The sequence below is a fragment of the Flavobacterium sp. N1994 genome (assembly GCF_025947145.1).
In the GTDB taxonomy this organism is placed as follows: Bacteria; Bacteroidota; Bacteroidia; order Flavobacteriales; family Flavobacteriaceae; genus Flavobacterium.
Genome location: NZ_CP109999.1, coordinates 288152 through 307040, shown reverse-complemented (window position 1 = coordinate 307040; position 18889 = coordinate 288152). Strand labels below are relative to the sequence as shown.

At 35.3% G+C, this 18889-nt stretch carries 16 protein-coding genes; 4 read left to right on the top strand and 12 right to left on the bottom strand.

Annotated elements, in window-relative coordinates; translation table 11 throughout:
• Positions 1-24: 24 nt before the first annotated feature.
• On the bottom strand, positions 25-1281 hold the full coding sequence (locus OLM53_RS01510) for a dicarboxylate/amino acid:cation symporter (RefSeq protein ID WP_264521294.1): 1257 nt from the start codon (positions 1279-1281) through the stop codon (positions 25-27).
• Positions 1282-2346 carry a chorismate synthase gene (aroC, locus tag OLM53_RS01505; RefSeq protein ID WP_264521293.1) on the bottom strand — a complete coding sequence of 355 codons (1065 nt, stop codon included), beginning with the start codon at positions 2344-2346 and terminating at the stop codon, positions 1282-1284. It lies immediately after the preceding gene.
• Between the two features lie 317 nt (positions 2347-2663).
• Here aroC and OLM53_RS01500 point away from each other — a divergent pair, with 317 nt between their 5' ends.
• The gene (locus tag OLM53_RS01500) at positions 2664-3164 is read left to right on the top strand and encodes a porin family protein (protein ID WP_264521292.1); all 501 of its coding nucleotides are present in this window, start codon (positions 2664-2666) and stop codon (positions 3162-3164) included.
• 46 nt (positions 3165-3210) lie between these two features.
• Here OLM53_RS01500 and OLM53_RS01495 read toward each other — a convergent pair whose 3' ends face one another.
• The 10 genes from OLM53_RS01495 to OLM53_RS01450 form a co-directional block, all read right to left on the bottom strand.
• Positions 3211-3636: a hypothetical protein gene (locus OLM53_RS01495; RefSeq protein ID WP_264521291.1), complete on the bottom strand. Its 426-nt coding sequence runs from the start codon at positions 3634-3636 to the stop codon at positions 3211-3213.
• Positions 3633-4772, bottom strand: a complete 1140-nt coding sequence (gene bshA, locus OLM53_RS01490; RefSeq protein ID WP_264521290.1) for an N-acetyl-alpha-D-glucosaminyl L-malate synthase BshA — start codon at positions 4770-4772, stop codon at positions 3633-3635. Before bshA ends, OLM53_RS01495 begins: the two co-directional genes overlap by 4 nt.
• A 66-nt stretch (positions 4773-4838) precedes the next feature.
• A complete protein-coding gene (locus OLM53_RS01485) occupies positions 4839-7844 on the bottom strand; it encodes a glycoside hydrolase family 3 N-terminal domain-containing protein (protein ID WP_264521289.1) in 3006 nt (1001 codons plus the stop codon).
• 10 nt (positions 7845-7854) lie between these two features.
• Positions 7855-8337, bottom strand: coding sequence for an ABC transporter ATPase (locus OLM53_RS01480; protein ID WP_264521288.1), 483 nt, complete (start codon positions 8335-8337; stop codon positions 7855-7857).
• A 31-nt stretch (positions 8338-8368) separates the two neighbouring features.
• Positions 8369-9160 carry a (Fe-S)-binding protein gene (locus OLM53_RS01475; protein ID WP_264521287.1) on the bottom strand — a complete coding sequence of 264 codons (792 nt, stop codon included), beginning with the start codon at positions 9158-9160 and terminating at the stop codon, positions 8369-8371.
• A 10-nt stretch (positions 9161-9170) separates the two neighbouring features.
• Positions 9171-9617, bottom strand: coding sequence for a phosphoheptose isomerase (locus OLM53_RS01470; protein ID WP_264521286.1), 447 nt, complete (start codon positions 9615-9617; stop codon positions 9171-9173).
• 81 nt (positions 9618-9698) lie between these two features.
• Positions 9699-11006 carry a (Fe-S)-binding protein gene (locus tag OLM53_RS01465; RefSeq protein WP_264521285.1) on the bottom strand — a complete coding sequence of 436 codons (1308 nt, stop codon included), beginning with the start codon at positions 11004-11006 and terminating at the stop codon, positions 9699-9701.
• Positions 11007-11017: 11 nt separating this feature from the next.
• Positions 11018-11977 carry an MlaD family protein gene (locus OLM53_RS01460; RefSeq protein ID WP_264521284.1) on the bottom strand — a complete coding sequence of 320 codons (960 nt, stop codon included), beginning with the start codon at positions 11975-11977 and terminating at the stop codon, positions 11018-11020.
• Between the two features lie 51 nt (positions 11978-12028).
• Positions 12029-13219: an N-acetylmuramoyl-L-alanine amidase family protein gene (locus OLM53_RS01455; RefSeq protein ID WP_413614261.1), complete on the bottom strand. Its 1191-nt coding sequence runs from the start codon at positions 13217-13219 to the stop codon at positions 12029-12031.
• Positions 13220-13262: 43 nt separating this feature from the next.
• Positions 13263-14438 carry an N-acetylmuramoyl-L-alanine amidase family protein gene (locus tag OLM53_RS01450; RefSeq protein WP_264521282.1) on the bottom strand — a complete coding sequence of 392 codons (1176 nt, stop codon included), beginning with the start codon at positions 14436-14438 and terminating at the stop codon, positions 13263-13265.
• A 131-nt stretch (positions 14439-14569) separates the two neighbouring features.
• Between OLM53_RS01450 and OLM53_RS01445 the strand changes: the two genes are divergently transcribed.
• From OLM53_RS01445 to OLM53_RS01435, 3 genes are all read left to right on the top strand, one after another.
• Positions 14570-17242: a putative LPS assembly protein LptD gene (locus OLM53_RS01445; RefSeq protein ID WP_264521281.1), complete on the top strand. Its 2673-nt coding sequence runs from the start codon at positions 14570-14572 to the stop codon at positions 17240-17242.
• A gap of 16 nt (positions 17243-17258) precedes the next feature.
• Positions 17259-17645, top strand: a complete 387-nt coding sequence (locus OLM53_RS01440; RefSeq protein ID WP_264521280.1) for a RidA family protein — start codon at positions 17259-17261, stop codon at positions 17643-17645.
• A 440-nt stretch (positions 17646-18085) separates the two neighbouring features.
• Positions 18086-18733, top strand: coding sequence for a hypothetical protein (locus OLM53_RS01435; RefSeq protein ID WP_264521279.1), 648 nt, complete (start codon positions 18086-18088; stop codon positions 18731-18733).
• Positions 18734-18889: the final 156 nt, after the last annotated feature.

Below are 18889 nucleotides of genomic sequence, written 5' to 3'. Positions count from 1 at the left end.
AAGTATTTTGATATAAATAAAATTTTAACTCTCTTTTTCATATTTTCCAACTACAGATGTTGCCAAAGCATTTCCTAAAACGTTGGTTGCACTTCTAAACATATCGCAAAAATGGTCAATTGGAAGTATTAAAGCAATACCTTCTATAGGTATTTTGAACATCCCACAAGTCGCTGCGACCACTACCAAACTAGCTCTTGGAACACCTGCTATTCCTTTGCTAGTAAGCATTAGAACCAAAAGCATAGTCATTTGAGTACCAAAATCTAAAGGAACTCCATAAGCTTGAGCAATAAAAATACTGGCAAAAGTCATGTACATCATACTCCCATCAAGATTAAAAGAATAGCCTAAAGGCAACATGAAAGATACTATTTTATCTTTCACACCAAAACGTTCCAATTCTTCTGTCAATTTTGGGAAGACTGCTTCAGAACTAGTAGTGCCAAATGCAATTATTAATGGACTAACAATATGTTTTAGTAATTTAGACATATTGTTCTTTAGAAAAATATAACCGATTAACAACAATACTATCCATAAAGTTGAAATTCCAACTAAAAAAGAACCGAAAAACTTCGCATAAGTAAGTAACAAATCATTCAAATCACGAATAGCAAACACACCTGCTATGGCTCCGAAAACTCCAATTGGAGCAAACTTCATCACATAATTTACCATCTTTAAAATGATATGTGAAGTTTTGTCTAAAGCATTTACAACAGGTTTGGCATTGGAACCTATAGAAGCAGCTGCTAATCCAAAGAAGATAGAGAAAATTACAATTTGCAATATTTCATTATTAGCCATAGCTTCCACTATACTTTTTGGGATAATGTGTTCAACAAAATTTTGAGCCGAGAACCCATCGGTCTTTTCAACAACTTCTGTTGCGGTTGACATGTCCACATTTCCTAATGCTAATCCAACTCCTGGCTTTAAAGTATTGACCCAAAACATTCCTATCAAAAGAGAAATAAAAGAGGCCGTAAAGAACCATCCTAATGCCTTACCTCCTATTCTTCCAACAGCTTTGATGTCACCAAGTTTAGCAATACCTACTACCAAAGTAGTAAATACCAATGGAGAAATAATCATTTGAACCAATCGGATGAAAATAGTGGCTAACATTTTGATGTAACCGCTAAAATCACTGGCTACGTCTTCTGAATAATTATTATGCACAAAAATTCCTAGAATTGCTCCCAGAAACATGGCTATAAGTATTTGAACGGTAAGATTAGAAAAAAGGGATTTCTTTGGAGTTTCGATAGTGCTCATTTATTTTTGGTATGTTTTGTTTAGTAAATAAAAATCGGCTAAAACTAGCGCAGCCATGGCTTCCACTATTGGCACAGCACGTGGAACTACACACGGATCATGTCTTCCTTTTCCTTGCTGTTCAACCAAAATATTTTGAGTAGTTAGTACTTCTTGTTTCTGAATCAAAGTAGCTACTGGTTTAAAGGCCACTCTGAAATAGATATCCATTCCGTTTGATATTCCTCCTTGAATGCCCCCTGAAAGATTAGTTTTTGTTGTACCATCTTCATTATATAAATCATTGTGTTCACTGCCTTTCATTTGGGCTCCGCAAAATCCACTACCATATTCAAATCCCTTGACTGCATTGATAGAAAGCATAGCTTTCCCTAATTCGGCATGCAATTTATCAAAAACAGGTTCTCCTAGACCAATGGGAACATTCTGAATTACACAAGTTATGGTCCCTCCAACGGTATCCCCTTCTTTGCGAATTTCTTTAATGTAGTTTTCCATTTTTTCGGCTGTAGCCAAATCGGGACAGCGGACTGCATTAGATTCAATTAGAGAAAAATCTAAATCTTGATAGGGTTTATCAATAAAAATAGTACCCACAGAGGAAACAAAAGCATTGATTTTAATAGTTGATACTACTTGTTTTGCAATAGCACCAGCAACAACTCTACAAGCCGTCTCACGAGCTGAACTTCTTCCGCCACCACGATAATCCCGAATTCCATATTTTTTTTCATACACAAAATCAGCATGACTTGGACGATAACTCTCTTTGATATGGGAATAATCATCCGACTTCTGATTGGTATTGGGAATAATAAATCCTATTGGAGTTCCTGTCGTTTTGCCTTCAAACAATCCTGAAAGAAATTGCACTTCATCTTCTTCTTTCCTTTGGGTAACAATGGAAGATTGACCTGGTTTTCTACGTTGCATTTCATTTTGAATAGCACTTAAATCCAATGTTATTCCTGCTGGACATCCATCAATAATTCCACCTAAAGCTTCGCCGTGTGATTCTCCAAAAGTGGTAAGTTTAAAAAGTGTTCCGTAGCTATTACCAGCCATATCTATTGTTTTAAACAAATATAGCGTAAAGTTTAAAAATGTAAAAGTTTATTATTTAAAAGTTAACCCTAACTAATTGTTGAGATAAATAAAAGTTTACAACAAAAAACAGCAAGCAAAGCGAGAAGAATATAATTTATTTTTCATAAAATATGCTGTAAATCAATATTTTAAATACTTAAACATAGTTTTATAAAGAAAAAATAATTTCAACTGTTTAGTGTAATTCACAATTATATAAGAGATTTGCAGAATTATGTAAGGAAGTTGGCATGATTTTTGGCAACTTTGCAAAAACTAATTTAAAAAATTAAACAATGAAAAAAATCATTTTATCTGCTTTCATGCTAGTGGGATTAGCATTTAGCGCACAGGCTCAAGACATTTCAAAGAACGCATTGGGTTTACGTTTAGGTAACAACGATGGTTTTGGTGGAGAGGTTTCTTACCAAAGAGGATTGTCTAAAAACAATCGTTTAGAATTAGATTTAGGTTGGAGAAACAGTAAAGACGTTGATGCTTTCAAACTAGTTGGTTTATACCAATGGGTTTGGGATATTGATAAAGGTTTTAATTGGTATGCTGGAGTTGGTGCTGGAGTTGGAAGTTGGAGATATGACAAAGGTGGAATAAGCCAAAATGGTACTATTCTTCTTGCTGCTGGAGATCTTGGTATTGAATATAACTTTCAAGAAGCTCCAATTCAATTATCTTTAGATTTTAGACCAGAATTTTATTTAAACAATACTGGTAGTAATCAATTTAGAGAAAATAGTTTCGGTCCAGACATTGCTTTAGGAATTCGTTACCGATTTTAATCCTATCATTATAAAAAAAATCCCGTCTTAAACAGACGGGATTTTTTTATTTAATAACAATCGGTTTCTTCGAATTGACTTTTACAATAGTATAAGGGTAAAGCGTTTCATCATCCGTAAGAGTAGCATCAATATTCTTTTGAGTATCTTTAATATAGAATTCAATTTGCGATGGAGTTTCTATCACTTTTTCAATCTTCATTCTATTATAACTTTCCTTTGTTGGTCCTGTATTAAAAATAACAAAACTGCTATTGTCAACATCTTGAGGTTTTATCAGTTTACGTAATGATTCATCTCCCAAAAGCATTTTGATTTCTTTCGACTCTGTCAATATTTCGTAAAACTTAATATTAGCACCACCATCGTTATTAACCATTAGTACTTCATACAAAGGTTTAGTAACGGTGCTTTTCGTTGACGAACATGAAACTAAAAACAAAACTAGTAGTGCGGCAATTCCTTTTTTCATTTTGATTTACTTTTTTGAAGCGCCTTATGATACAATTCTTCATAAAGTGGCAATATGTTTTTAATATCAAATTGTTTAGCAGTGCTTAATGCATTCTGTTTAAATGTTTTTAAAGTAACATCATCGGATAAAATAGTCAAAGCATTGGCTGCCATGCTATCAATATCTCCAACATTACTCAAATATCCCGATATTCCATCAAAATTCACTTCGGGTAAACCACCCGAGTTACTAGAAATAACAGGAACACTCCAAGCCATGGCTTCTAAAGCTGCCAATCCAAAACTTTCCGTTTCTGAAGGTAATAAGAACAAATCGGAATACGATAATATTTGGTCTATTTCGTGACTGTTGCCAAAGAAAATTACCTTGTCTTCAATACCCAATTCTTGACACAATTCTTCTGCTTTGGATTTTTCAGGTCCATCGCCTACCATCATCAACTTGGCTGGAATCTTTTCCTGAATCTTATAAAATATTTTAATAATATCTGGAATGCGTTTTACTTTTCGGAAGTTACTAATATGTGTGACAATACGCTCTTCCTTTTTTGCCATAACGGAACGCTGACAAGAAATCAGTGTCTCATTTCGAATCTTGTCCAATTCAATAAAATTAGGGATTACATGAATGTCCTTTTTGATTTTGAAATGATTATAAGTATCGTCTTTCAAACTTTGAGAAACCGAAGTCACCACATCCGATTTATTGATACTAAAAGTTACAGCCGTTTTGTATACGGGATGGTTTCCTACCAATGTGATATCAGTACCGTGAAGCGTGGTAACCATCGGAATATGTATGCCTTCACTTTTCAACATTTGCTTGGCCATATAACCCGCATAGGCATGGGGAATCGCATAATGCACATGTAATAATTCAATTTTATAAAGTTTAACCGTATCCACCAGTTTACTAGACAAGGCTAACTCATAAGGTTGGTAATGAAACAAGGGATATTCAGGAACATTGACCTCATGATAATGTACGTTCGAATTTAATAACGCTAACCGTACAGGTTGTCTATAGGTAATGAAATGTATCTCGTGTCCTCGGTGAGCGAGCTCCAGTCCTAACTCTGTGGCAACTACGCCGCTTCCTCCAAACGTTGGATAGCAAACAATGGCTATTTTCATAAATTGATTTTGTGGATACGAATTTAAGAAAATTAGGATTGAATATGACTAAAAAAGAGTTAAAGATTATTTATCCATAATCGCATCCTGAATCACTTTTTGAATGTCTTCACGGATATTTTGCTTGGAAAGCGTATTGGGTAAGTTAGAATCAGGATAGGTTCTATTGGAAAGAAAAATATAGACAATATCTGTTTTTGGGTCAACCCAAGCTATAGTTCCAGTAAAACCAGTGTGACCAAAACTCGACATCGAAACGCAACCACAAGTTGGGCCACCTCCACTAAGTTGTGGTTTGTCAAATCCTAAGCCACGTCGATTTCCTTCAGCACAAAACCAGCAAGTATTAAAATCATTAAAAGTAGCTTCAGAGAAATACTGCTGTCCCCCATAATTTCCTTTTTGAAGATACAACTGCATCATTTTGGCAATATCCATCGCATTCGAAAAAATACCAGCATGACCACCTACTCCATCTTCCATAGCAGCTTCCATATCATGAACATAGCCTTGTACTAAAGTATGACGGAAATAAGTATCGATTTCAGTGGGTGCAATAACACTTTTGTCAAATCTCTTTAAAGGATTATATAATGTATTATTCATCCCAAGCGATTTATAAAAATTATCATAAGCCAAATCCTCCAAATGCTTCCCTGTAGTTTTTTCTAAATATTGTTTCAGGATAATGAACGTAAAATCACTATATCGGTATTCCTTTTTTTCTATCAACGGACTATTAACAATTTTTTTCATAATAGTATCATGATAATCATCCCGTAAAAACAAACTATCGGAAACTCTTTTGGTAAATCCTTCGGTATATACTTTTTTATAGTATTTGTCTAAAGGCATTTTAGCCGAATCTAAAGTAGCTTTATAAAACGGAATCCAAGCTTGCAATCTGCCATAATGAGAAAGCAATTCCTTGAAGGTTATTTGCTGTTTATTTGAACCTTTGAAGATAGGTAACATTTCCCCCAAAGTAGTCGCTAAAGTAACTTTCTTTTGATCATACAACTGCATCACATTAGGCAATGTTGCCACCATTTTGGTCATCGAAGCTACATCATATAAGTCGGTGTTTTTAACTTTAACATTACCCTCATACGTTTGTTTCCCAAAAGACTTTTGATAAATGACTTTCCCTTTACGAGCGACTAAAATCTGCATACCTGGTGCCATTTTGCCATCAATAGCTTTTTGAGCAATAGTCTCAATTTGTTTCAGTTTTTCAGAACTCATATTGACACTTTCAGGAACACCAAAACTTAATCGGTTTAGTTTCTCAGTAGTTAAACCATCTCCTGCTTTATAGGTTTCGTTTATAGAAACTGATAATTTCCCTTTTGATTCTATTGCTCCGAAAAGGACTTCAGCCGAAACTAATTGAGCGATATCTTGATTTTGATAGGAGACTACCAATCCTTTAATAACATCAAAATTTTGAATTTGGGATAATACATAAGGCTTGGAAAAACAATCTAAAATAACTTTGTTTTGCGCACCAACTTTACTTATAATTTGTAATTCTGTATCCGTAAAAGCTGGGACTTTCCACCATGATTTATCTGACTTATGATAGCCAATAATTACGGTAGTGTAATCCTTTAATTTTACTAGTAACGAATCCACATTGGCATCCGAAACTTCAGTTACTTCAGTATATTTTTTTAAAGTAGTTACAAACGAACTGTTAGTGTCATCACCCAATTTTACATAGGCAATTTTTTGATTTAAATCTTTTATCGGTAATATTCCCTCATCATTTTTTACAACGGTAACCGCATTTTCATACAACTCATATTGCAACTGTTCATTGCTACTAGGATTAATATCATGGAATAGATTAATGGGTTCTACTGGCTTATATTGATTAAGTCCCGCTTTGTATTTATAATGCAAAATCTTTTTTACGGATTCGGCTAATCGACTTTCTGAAATTAGACTGTCTTGATACGCCATACAAATTTTTTCAGAAGCTAGGGGCACATTTTCAGCAAAAAGCAAGATGTCGTTTCCAGCTTGAAAGGCTTCTAAATCAATATCACCTGGCTTTCTGAAATTACTAGCCCCTTTCATATTCAAGGCATCGGTAAAAATAAGCCCGTCAAAACCCAACTCGTTTTTTAGGATGTTGGTTACCACATTATAAGAAATAGAAGTAGGATAGCCTTCTCTTGGTTCGATACTCGGCACATTCAAATGAGCTACCATTACAGAAACCAAACCTTCATCAAACATTCTTTTGTAGGGGTACAATTCTACTTTTTCTAAATGATCTAATGTTGCGTTAACTGTTGGCAAGGAAGCATGAGAATCAGTGGCAGTATCTCCGTGACCTGGGAAGTGTTTTCCAGTAGAAAATATCCCTTGATTTTGAGCTCCTGTCATCAAAGCGATGGCGTGTTCCGTGACATTGACTTTATTCTCGCCAAAAGAACGATAACCAATAATAGGATTCTTAGGATTGGTATTGATATCTAAAACCGGAGCAAAGTTGAAATGGACTCCCATTCTTTTACTTTCTTTGGCCATGCTAGTGCCTACTTTCTCTATCAATTTCAAATCTTTGATAGCACCTAAAGTCATATTGAAAGGATAACGGAAGGTAGAATCCAAACGCATGCTCATTCCCCATTCAGCATCAATTCCTATGAATAAGGGCACTTTTGATTTCGACTGAAAATGATTCGTTAATTTGGCTTGACGAAAAGGACCGCCTTGAAAAAATATTAATCCGCCTATTTTATTTTCAGTAATGAGTTTGTCGATGTCGGCTTCATGAGAGGCATCTCTATTAGAATAAGCCGCCACCATAAATAATTGCCCTACTTTTTCATCAAAGGAAAGTTGATTATAAACACTATCCACCCAATGAATTTCTGCATCAGTTTCAGGAAAAAAGTTTTTTCGTTCTGATTTTAAGTGTGGGATATAGATTTCTTCGTCTTCGGCAATTCCGGCTTTGGCTAAATGGGTATTGTTAGGTAATGCTTTGGTAGACGAACAATTCGTAACCAAAAACGACACCATCGCCAATGCGCTTATTTTGAACCAAAGACTCTTCATGTAAAAGGAATTAAAAGAAACGACTGTGCCAGCTTTCGCCTGCAGGAACTTCCCAACTTTCGTTAAACTCTTCGATACTATTCACTAAATTATTAAAAACGATGGTATTGGCAGTTACTGCTTTTTCTTTAGCCATCCGTTTAAAATCAAGTAATGATTTATGAGCTATGTGTTCTCCGTTTTTGAAAGTCACATTCATTTTATCTAACAAATCGACTTGGTATTTTTGCTCTAAATTTTGAATAAAAGCCACTGAAGAATCGATAGAACAACCCGTTGCTTGTTGCACTTCCTGATTGACTGCCAAAATGATAAAGCGATTGTATTTTAAAAGATAAGAAGCCTCTAAACCGGTTCCGTGTGCCGACCAGTTTTCAATAAAAGCTTTCAAATCATTTTCGATTTCGGTCATCTCGTCGTCTGAAAATTTGCGATTGGATGGGTAAATCCAAATTTTGGAATCTTCGGGTAAATTTTCAAAGGGAACGTACATGTAATTATTATTTTAAATTGTGAATTGTGTATTACAAATCTTGAGCGTTTGCAATCAGTTCTGCAATATCCATCACTTTGATATTGGCTTCTTGTTCTTTGGCTTTTACTCCGTCAGTCATCATGGTATTGCAAAACGGACAACCCGCTGCAATGATTTCTGGTTTAGTGGCTAAAGCGTCTTCGGTTCTTTCTACATTAATCTCTTTATCCCCTTTTTCAGCATCTTTAAACATCTGAGCGCCACCAGCACCACAGCATAAACCATTGGCACGCGAGCGTTTCATTTCCACTAATTCTGCATCTAACTTCTGAATTAAATCTCTTGGAGCTTCATAGATATTGTTAGCTCTCCCTAGATAACAAGGGTCATGAAAAGTGATTCTTTTTCCTTTGAACTGTCCGCCTTCAATGGTTAATCTTCCACTATCTAATAAAGATTTCAAGAATTCGGTGTGGTGAACTACTTCATACTTCCCTCCTAATTCAGGGTATTCGTTTTTCAGTGTATTAAAACAATGTGGACAAGCGGTAACGATTTTTTTGGCTTCATAAGCATTCAAAACCTCAATGTTCATCATAGCTTGCATCTGGAACAAAAATTCATTACCTGCTCTTTTGGCCGGATCACCAGTACAACTTTCTTCCGTTCCCAATACAGCAAAGGCAACATTGGCACGATTTAAAATACGCACAAATGCCTTAGTAATTTTTTTGGCTCTGTCATCAAAGCTACCCGCACAACCTACCCAAAACAAAACTTCGGGTTGCTTGCCTTGAGCCATCATTTCTGCCATCGTTGGCACATTTAATACTTCTGACATAATTTATTATTTATTCATGATGCTCGTCATCGAACACCTGAATGGTTACTTCTTTTTCTACTAAATCAGTGAACTTTCCTCTGTAACGAGTCGCTTTTACCAAGTGATTATCTATCCAGTGGTAGTTGCCTCCTCTTGGTTTTCCGAAAAGAATACCGTGGTATTTGAATCCGTGTTTTTTCAACCAAATCTCTGTATACTCTCTGTGAGCTTCGGTTCTTGAAGTAAAGAAAAATATAATATGACCTTCATCATACCATTTGTTCAACGTTACCAAAGCATCTGGATACACCTCTGCGGTCAACATTCTTTCTGGCTCTTCGTTTGGAATATCATCACAAACGGTTCCGTCAATATCAATTAAATAATTCTTTACCCCTTCAGGTAAAATTGGACTTAAATGCTGTCCGTTTTGCGTGATGCTTTGCAGTTTTTTTTCAATGTCTTCCGCTTTCATTTTGTTACTTTTTATAGTTTATCAAATTCATTCGACAAATCCTCAAGCCTCACAAATATGAGAATTCATCTGGTTATTATATTAATTTTCGTTTTTCCAGTTTAATCGATCTTGTTGGTTGTACTGCCATGGTGCACCGTTATTTTCTATATTGGTCATCATAGCATTTAAAGATTGTGGTGCTGCACTTTGCTCCATAACTAAATAGCGTCTCATATCCATAATAATGGATAACGGACTAATATTCACTGGGCATTCTTCCACACAAGCATTACAAGAAGTACAAGCCCATAGCTCTTCAGGAGTGATATAATCATTCAACAACGATTTGTTATCAGGAACAAACACCCCTTTGTTGGCATCTATATTTCTACCTACTTCTTCCATTCTGTCACGAGTATCCATCATGATTTTACGAGGTGACAATTTCTTTCCTGTTTGATTAGCCGGACAAGAAGAAGTACAACGACCACATTCAGTACAAGTGTAGGCGTTCAATAGTTGTACCCAATTCAAATCTTGTACATCCGAAGCTCCAAATTTGCTAGGTACAGCAGTTGCATCAGCAGGTGGTGCAGCAAACGGATCAGCATTAGGGTCCATCATCAGTTTTACTTCATTAGTAACACTTTCTAAATTATCGAATTGTCCTTTCGGATTCAAATCAGCAAAATAAGTATTAGGGAAAGCCAATAAAATATGCAAGTGTTTCGAATAGTACAAGTAGTTTAAGAATACTAATATTCCAATAATATGAATCCACCAAGCGGTCATTTCAATGGCTTCTACTTGCATTATATCAAATGAAGAAAACCATGGAGTAATAAATTGTGAAATCACATTCCCAGAGTTCATCGCTTGGAAATGCAAATCGGTGGCATTCATAATCAAGAACAACGACATCAATACGATTTCGAAATACAAGATAGTATCGGCATCTCTTTTTGGAGAACCATTCAAATCAGAGCTTGCAAAACGTTTTAATTTGATCACATTTCTTCGAATCCAAAAAACGATTACTGCCACTAAAACTAATACCGCTAATATTTCGAAAGAACCAATTAAGAAACCGTAAAATCCACCTAAGAATGAGAATACGCGGTGAGTTCCGAAAAGACCATCGATAATAATTTCAAGTACTTCAATGTTGATGATGATAAATCCGGCATAAACAATGATGTGTAAAAATCCAGCAACGGGTCTTTTTACCATTTTGGATTGTCCTAAAGCAATCATAGCCATGTTTTTCCAACGCGCAGATGGATTGTCATTGCGATTCACATCATGTCCCAAATTGATATTGCGCTTTAGCTTTTTTACATTTTTAGCAAAAAAACCAATTCCCACAACGAGAATAATAGCAAACAGTATGTTGTCGATATACATCATAGCAAGAGTTTTTACTTCTTAATAGTGTCGTTTACGGGTGCTTTATAAGGTTTGTTTTTCTTTCCAAACAGCGATACATTCACATAACGAGTAGGATTTAAACGCAAGTCTTGTAACAATAATTCCAACTCTTTAGAAGTTTTGGCGAAGTTGTTGTACAACGTTTCATCTTTGGCTAATTTGCCCAAAGTTCCTTTACCCGATTGTACATCGGCCATGATTTTATCAACGCTAGCTAATGTTTTTTCTAAGTTTTTAACCGTTTTACCAATGTTAATTTTAGCTAACGAATCAGATATCTTAGCAAAATTACCGGATGCTTTGTCAAAGTTGGTAATCGTAGAATTAATTTTTCCTTTATTTTCAGCCAACATTACATTGACATTCTCAGAAGCTACTTTGAATTCCGCTAACGTGGCATCTAAATTGGCAATACTGCTTTTTAAATTTTCTTTGGTTTTAGAATCTAAAATGGAGTTCACATTTTTAAGCAGACCATCCGCTGAAACAACCATCTTTTCTACTTTTTCTTGTAATGGTGTCAAACGTTGCGCCACTAAGGTAGTTAAACCGGGTTTGATGTCTCCTTTTAAAGTTATACCAGATTCTGCAATTTCTTTATCCTCAAAATTGGGAGTAATCATAATTTGCTTTCCACCTATCAATCCTGGCTCATAAATAGAAGCTATACTTGATTTTGAAATTGGAAAATCGGATTTGATTTGAAGTTCCACTCTGATTTTTCCTGAGTTATCGGTAAGGAATTCTACCTTGCTCACTTTACCAACATTGAGTCCGTTAATAGTAACTGGAGCCGATTTCATCAAACCTTCCACATTATCATACTGTACATAAAATGTTTTATAATTGGCTAATAAGTCCTTTCCTTTTAAGAAACTGTATCCCCAAATGAACAATGCAATCGAGATAATAACTAATATCGCGGTCTTAATTTCTCTAGTAATTTTCAATGCTGTTATTTTTTTGGCAAAGTTAAAATAAAATCCTATAACTCCTTGTTATTATTGTTTTAATGCTTCTTGAACTGAAACTTTTTTACCATTTTTAAAAGCAATTAAAAAGGCAGAACTATATCCTTTCGCTTTAGCTTCTGCTAACAAACGTTTGGCTTCTTCATAATTAGAAGTTTCTCCATACATGTATTTATACAAAGTCCCTTCTGAAGCCATAGAGATATTGCCCAATCCGTTGAAATTGCTCGGAACAAGTTCTAATTTCTTGCCACTAGCCGAAAGTTGTACTTTGAAGGAAGCTACTCCTGTTGAAACCACTTCTGGTTTTACCTCCGGTTTGGTTTCTGGCTTTTTCTCTGGTTTTTTAATTTCAGTCGGAGTCTTAACTACTGGTTTACTAGCGGTAGAGTCAATAGATTTTACAGGGTCAATTCTCTGTGATGGTTTAATCATAGTGTCACTATCATTGGAACCAAAGTATTCTTTTTTGTAACTGATAATAGCATTAGCAATCGATTCGGCTATTTCTTGTTGCCCTTCTTCTGAATCTAACTTGGCGCCCTCTGCTTGATTTGAAATAAAACCCATCTCTATCAATACTCTAGGCATATAAGCTTTGTGTAATACCATATAAGGCGCTTGTTTAACTCCTCTGCTTTTTTTACCTACTTGAATGAATTGCGCTTGTACTTTTCCGGCTAGGGCAATACTATTATCCAAATACTCTTCTTGCATGATGGTCATGCCTATCAAAGATTCTGGCGACTTTGGATCGTACCCTTCATACTTTTGCTTATAATCTTTCTCTAAGGTAATTACCGAGTTCTCTCGTTTTGCCGCTTCAAGATTGGAAGCATTTTTAGACATACCCATTACATAAGTCTCACAACCATCTGCCGCATTATTGGGATTAGCATTACAGTGAATAGATACAAAGATGTTAGCATCCGCTCGATTAGCAATGTTTGCGCGCTCCACCAAATCAATAAACTGATCGGTTTTTCGGGTGTAAACCACATCTATACTAGAGTTTTTTTCTAATAGTTTCCCCACCTTTAAGACTACCGCCAAGGCAATATTCTTTTCTATATGACCATGATACACAGCACCATAATCATGATCTCCGTGTCCAGCGTCAAGGGTAACTTTGAACTTATCTTTGTTTTGTGAATAGACCGTACTACAAAATAATACTGTCAATAAAGACAGTATTTTTAGCGTATTATTATATTTACTTATTCCTTTCAAAATATTTTTTTGCGAAGTTAATTATTATTTCCTACTAGATGGTAACCTTAACAATTTTGTCCTCTTTTATCATCACAATAAAGGCATCTTTAAATCCTTTATTTCGGGCTTCCGACTGTAATTGTTTGGCTTCCTCTAAATCTGTGGTTTCTCCATACATATACTTATAGATACTTTCATAGTAATGAACAGAAACCTTTTTTAATCCTTTAAAATTAGAAGGGCTTGTAGCTATTTTTTTTGAACCTGCTGATAATTGCACTTTATAGACTGGAGCCGATGCTTCCACAACAGGTAGTTTTTTTTCAATTATTTCTTTAGCTTTTACAGTATCTTCTTTTCTTTTTTCTATAGTATCTTCTTTTCTTTTTTCAACGGTGTCTTTTTTGGTCGGATTAACAGTAGGTGTCTCCTCTCTTTCAGAAGCAGCAGAAGATTCTCCAAAGTAATCTTTTCTATAACTTACAATAGCATTAGCAATTTGATGTGCCATTTTACTTTGTCCCTCCTCTGAATTCAAAAATTCTCCTTCCTCTGCATTGGATAAAAACCCTAACTCAATCAGAACTCCTGGCATACCAGCGGCATCTAACACCCATAGTGGCTCTTGCTTTACACCTCTTGTTTTTCGGTTTAAGTTATTAGAAAAATTATCTTGAATTTTTGTGGCTAATTGAATGCTATTGTTCAAGTTGTCTTCTTGTTTTATAGCTAATCCAATTAGTGTTTCTGGCTTTTTAGGGTCAAATCCTTGATACGTTTCTTTGTAATTATCTTCTAAAAGGATTACCGAATTCTCTCGTTTAGATACTTCTAAATTCATATTACTTCTAGTCAACCCCATCACAAAAGTCTCTGTTCCCGAAGGTTCAAAATTCTTAACCGAGTTGCAATGAATAGCCACAAATAAATGAGCATTCGCCTTGTTAGCAATCTTTGGTCGCTCTACCAATTCTATAAAAACATCTGAAGTTCTAGTATAAATAACTTTAAACCCCTTTTCACCTTCTAGCAATTTCCCCACTTTCAAAGTGGTAGCTAAGGCTATATCCTTTTCAACATACCCATGATAAGAATTCCCAGGATCCTTACCTCCGTGACCAGCATCTAATACAATAGTGAACGTTGGAATCTTTTGAGAAAATACCGATTCACAAAGCAACAATACCAAAACTAGCAGTATAGAAGTATTTTTATTTTTGAATATCATCTCCAAAAGTTAATTTTAATTAAAACACAAAGGCTATAAAACTTATATTTCCTTATTTTTGACCGAAAATATTGTTTAAGTTTGCCTCGTCAAAAATCAAGCCATATTTCTACAAAAATAGCATTAAACCGTTGCAAAGAAACTTATTTTATATCGTTTTTTTAACAATTTTCCTAACATTAGGAAACCTAAAAACATACCCACAAGAGCTACCCAAAAAAAAGAAATCTTTTGCCTCTAAAAATCAAAAAGATACCCCTAAAAAAGAGGTTGTAACCAACCCAAAATCCACAGATACTATCAAACTAGATAGCATCAAAAAGAAAAAGCCTATTCTAGAAGGTAAAGTAAAATACAAAGCCCTGAAGTCGGCCAAGATTGACCAAAAGAAAAAGCTGGTGACCTTATACGATAAAGCCGAATTGTATTATCAGGATATCGAATTAAAATCGGGGATTATTATTTTTGATTACCAAAAAAATGAAGTCTACGCAGGCCGAATAAAAGATTCTACGGGTGCTTTAACGCAAAGACCTGTTTTCAAACAAGGAAACAATATTGTGGAACCCGATTCTATTCGTTTTAATTACAAGACGAAAAAGGCATTGGTTTGGAATTCAAGAACTAACCAAGGGGAGTTTAATGTAAAGGCTCAAGTAACCAAAAAAGAAAATGACTCGGTGTACTTTATGAAAAGTGCTCGATTTACAACGGCCAAAGACATCGATAATCCTGAATATTATTTCCAAACCAGTAAAGTAAAAATGGTACCCGGTAAAAAAGTAGTGGTAGGCTTAACGCACATGGTGATTGCCGATGTCCCTACTCCTCTAGCCCTGCCGTTTGCCTTCTTTCCAATGACAGAAAAAAGTCGTTCGGGTTTGATTATCCCAACTTATAGCGACAGTAATACCAGAGGATTCTCTTTGCAAAATGGAGGGTATTATTTTGCCTTGAGTGACAATTATGATTTAGCCATATTGGGCGATTATTACACCAACGGAAGTTATGCTTTAAGGTTTCAATCCTCTTATGCCAAGAAGTATCGGTTTTTGGGGAATTTGAATCTAAGAATTGAAAACCTAATCAATAGCGAAAGAGGCTATCCTGATTATTCCAGAACCAATATCTACAATATTCAGTGGACGCATTCTAAAGACTCGAAGTCAAATCCGAACTCTCGTTTTTCAGCTTCGGTGAATTTGGGTAGTAGTAAGTATTTTGTGAATTCCATCAATCAAAGTAATATCGGAGGGAGATTAAACAACACCTTAAGCTCTTCCATTTCCTATTCCAAGACTTTTAATTCTATTCCGCAAGTCAATTTGTCTTTAACGGCTACGCATTCGCAGAATACGAATACGGAACAAATTAATATGACGCTGCCAACCCTTCAACTTAGTGTCGACCGTATGTATCCTTTTGCACCAAAAGATGGCGTAAAGAAAGGCTTCTTCAAAAACATCAATTTACAATACAACCTAAGAGCGGAAAACCAAATCACCACTACCGATTCACTGTTCTTTAAACCTAAGATGTTTCAAGATGCTAAAGTCGGTTTCCAACACAGCATTCCTTTAAGTACTAATTTCAAAGTATTCAAACATTTTAGTGCTACTACGGCTATGAATTATAACGAAGTGTGGTATTTAAAAACCATAAGAAAACGCTATGACCCTGCCCAAAACAAAGTAGTAGATGATATCGTACAAGGTTTTGATGCTTTTAGAACGTATTCGCTTTCCTTTGGATTGGGAACTACTATTTATGGAACCTTCAACTTTGGCGAAAATAAAAGGATTCAGGCTATTCGACATGTCATGCGTCCGAATGTTTCTTATAGTTACACGCCAAGTTTCTCTAAATATTACGACACCTATGATCCTGATGGAACCGGAACCATTAGAAAAGATTATACCCGATTTGATGGTGGTATTTTTGGTGCCCCAGGAAGAGTAATGTCAAACAATGTGGGATTCAGCTTGAGTAATACTTTTGAAGCTAAGGTAACCGATAAAGATTCGACGAAAACGGAGCCTAAGAAAATCATGCTGTTGAACAATTTAAATTTCTCCACCAATTACGATATTTCTGCCGATTCCCTTAAGTGGTCGCCTATGCGTGTTAGTGGTGGAACACAATTGTTAAATAAGAAAATGAACGTGAACTTTGCCGCTACACTCGACCCTTATGCCATAAACAACACTGGAAAACGTATCAATACATGGAACATTGATAATGGTGGAAGTTTGTTCAGAATGACTAGTGCCAATATGACTTTGAACTACGCCTTCTCTAGTAGCGATGTGGATGATGAAAAGAAAAAGAAAGACAGTCAAACCGAAAAAAACGGAGGTCGTAAAGATGATTTATTTGGTAGCAGTGTAGATTTGAGCGACCGGCGACAGAGTCAGTTTGGGGAAGATAATAAAAACAAGGAGGAAACGCCTTCCGAGTTTTTTAAATACAAATTACCCTGGGACATGAACCTCGCCTACTCCTTGACGTATTCGAACAGCAATCGGGAGAAGAAAATAACCGGAAATTCCTTGATGGTTTCTATGAATACCGATTTAACACCAAAATGGAAGATTGGAGTTTCCAGTGGATATGACTTTGTACAAAAAGGAGTGACTTTTACTCAGCTTCGTTTTGAAAGAGATTTGCTGAGTTGGCGTATGGATTTCAATTGGGTTCCTTTCGGAGATAACCCGTATTGGGGCTTCTTTATCGGAATTAAAGCGGGCGTCTTGAGTGATATTAAGTGGGATAAACGTAACCAAGCGGATAGAGTTATTAGATAGTTTTAAGTTTTGAATTATGAGTGATAAAAAGATAATTTTTACAGATAAGGCTCCAGCTCCTATTGGCCCTTATAACCAAGCCGTTTTAGTGGGGAATACTTTGTATACTTCGGGGCAAATTGCCTTGGACCCTGTTACGATGGAGTTAATTTTGGATGACATTGAAACCGAAACTAAGCAAGTCATGGAAAACATGAAAGCCGTTTTAGCCGCTGCCGAGATGACTTTTGACCACGTAATAAAAACAACCATCTTCATCATGAACATGGGCGACTTTGCCCGAATAAATGCCGTTTACTCTCAATACTTTGACGAAGCTGCTGCCCCTGCCCGTGAAACCGTTCAAGTTGCAGGCTTACCTAAAGGCGTGAATGTGGAGATTTCGATGATTGCAGTGAAGTAGTTTAACTCTAGATCTCTCATCTATTTTATATAACAACTTCGAGGGAACTCGGAGTTTTTTTGTAAACTTTTCTAACTGTTATATAGCAAATCCCTTTTCTATTAGACAACCCATAGTGCCATTAGCATGTCCGATAATGTCCGGTTTTGTCCTATATTGTCTCTTTGTTCGATCATTAAGTGTAGTTTGTTCGATACATGTTCGATATTCGTTCGGTAGCGTTTTGGCAAAATGGACCTTTTACCGAACGAATATCAAACCAATATAGAACAACATAAAAAGAAGATGGAAAATCTAATAAAAATCCTTTTATACATTTAGCAGTTTTAAAAATAATAGTACATTTGATTGAATACAGTTACAAAATAGGAACTGTCAACCAAAAAAGGGTTGTATACAGTGGATAAAGTAACGGGGGTATACAAGTTACAAGCCATTTTATGACGACACTGCTAAAAATAGGGTTTTGTTTATTCTTTTTATCTCAAACTTATGAGTACAATTTCAATCGAAAATTGACTTATGAAATTACCGATTTAAAAAACCAAAAGAAAAACCATCTTGTTTCTTATTTTTTAAATGAGCAAGACAACAGCTACTTTTCTACTAACAATACTTTTGATAATAATAGAGAAGATGTTACACTTTTGGATCAAAATGGAATTTACTGGAAAGGCCAAATAAAACATGAAGATTTAACAAAATCTGAAATTCTATTGAAAAATGGAACGTTATTACCATATCAAAACCCATATAAATTTCAAGTTGACAATTATGATTTTGAAGAATTAAAAGATACCGTTTTAAACAATAGAACTTGCAAACGTTTTATGTTGAGAAACAATGTAATAAAAAATGAAAAGAAGAAAAAACTTGGTAGAGAAATCTATGTAATTGATACCTCTGCAAACATCAAACCTTTGTTGACCTTTTGCACTGCATATGAAGTATGGAAAAGCAGAAAAAATATCCCAAATGGGCTTATTATAGAAAAGTATTTTTACAATTTTAAAGGCGAGATGATAACCAAAGAGAAATTAAAAAGCAGTGAAAATATAAACATTAAATTTAAAGTCGCTTCAGAATAAAAACGTCTTGTAACAACCGTGTAGCAATGGCTGATTTCGGTTTTTTTTGGAAAGTTCACGGCTACGGGAAATTTTTAATATATTTAAATGTTCCGCGATAGAATAACGCTACTCTCAGCAAACGGACGATTCGTTAACTACTTTTTACAACCACCC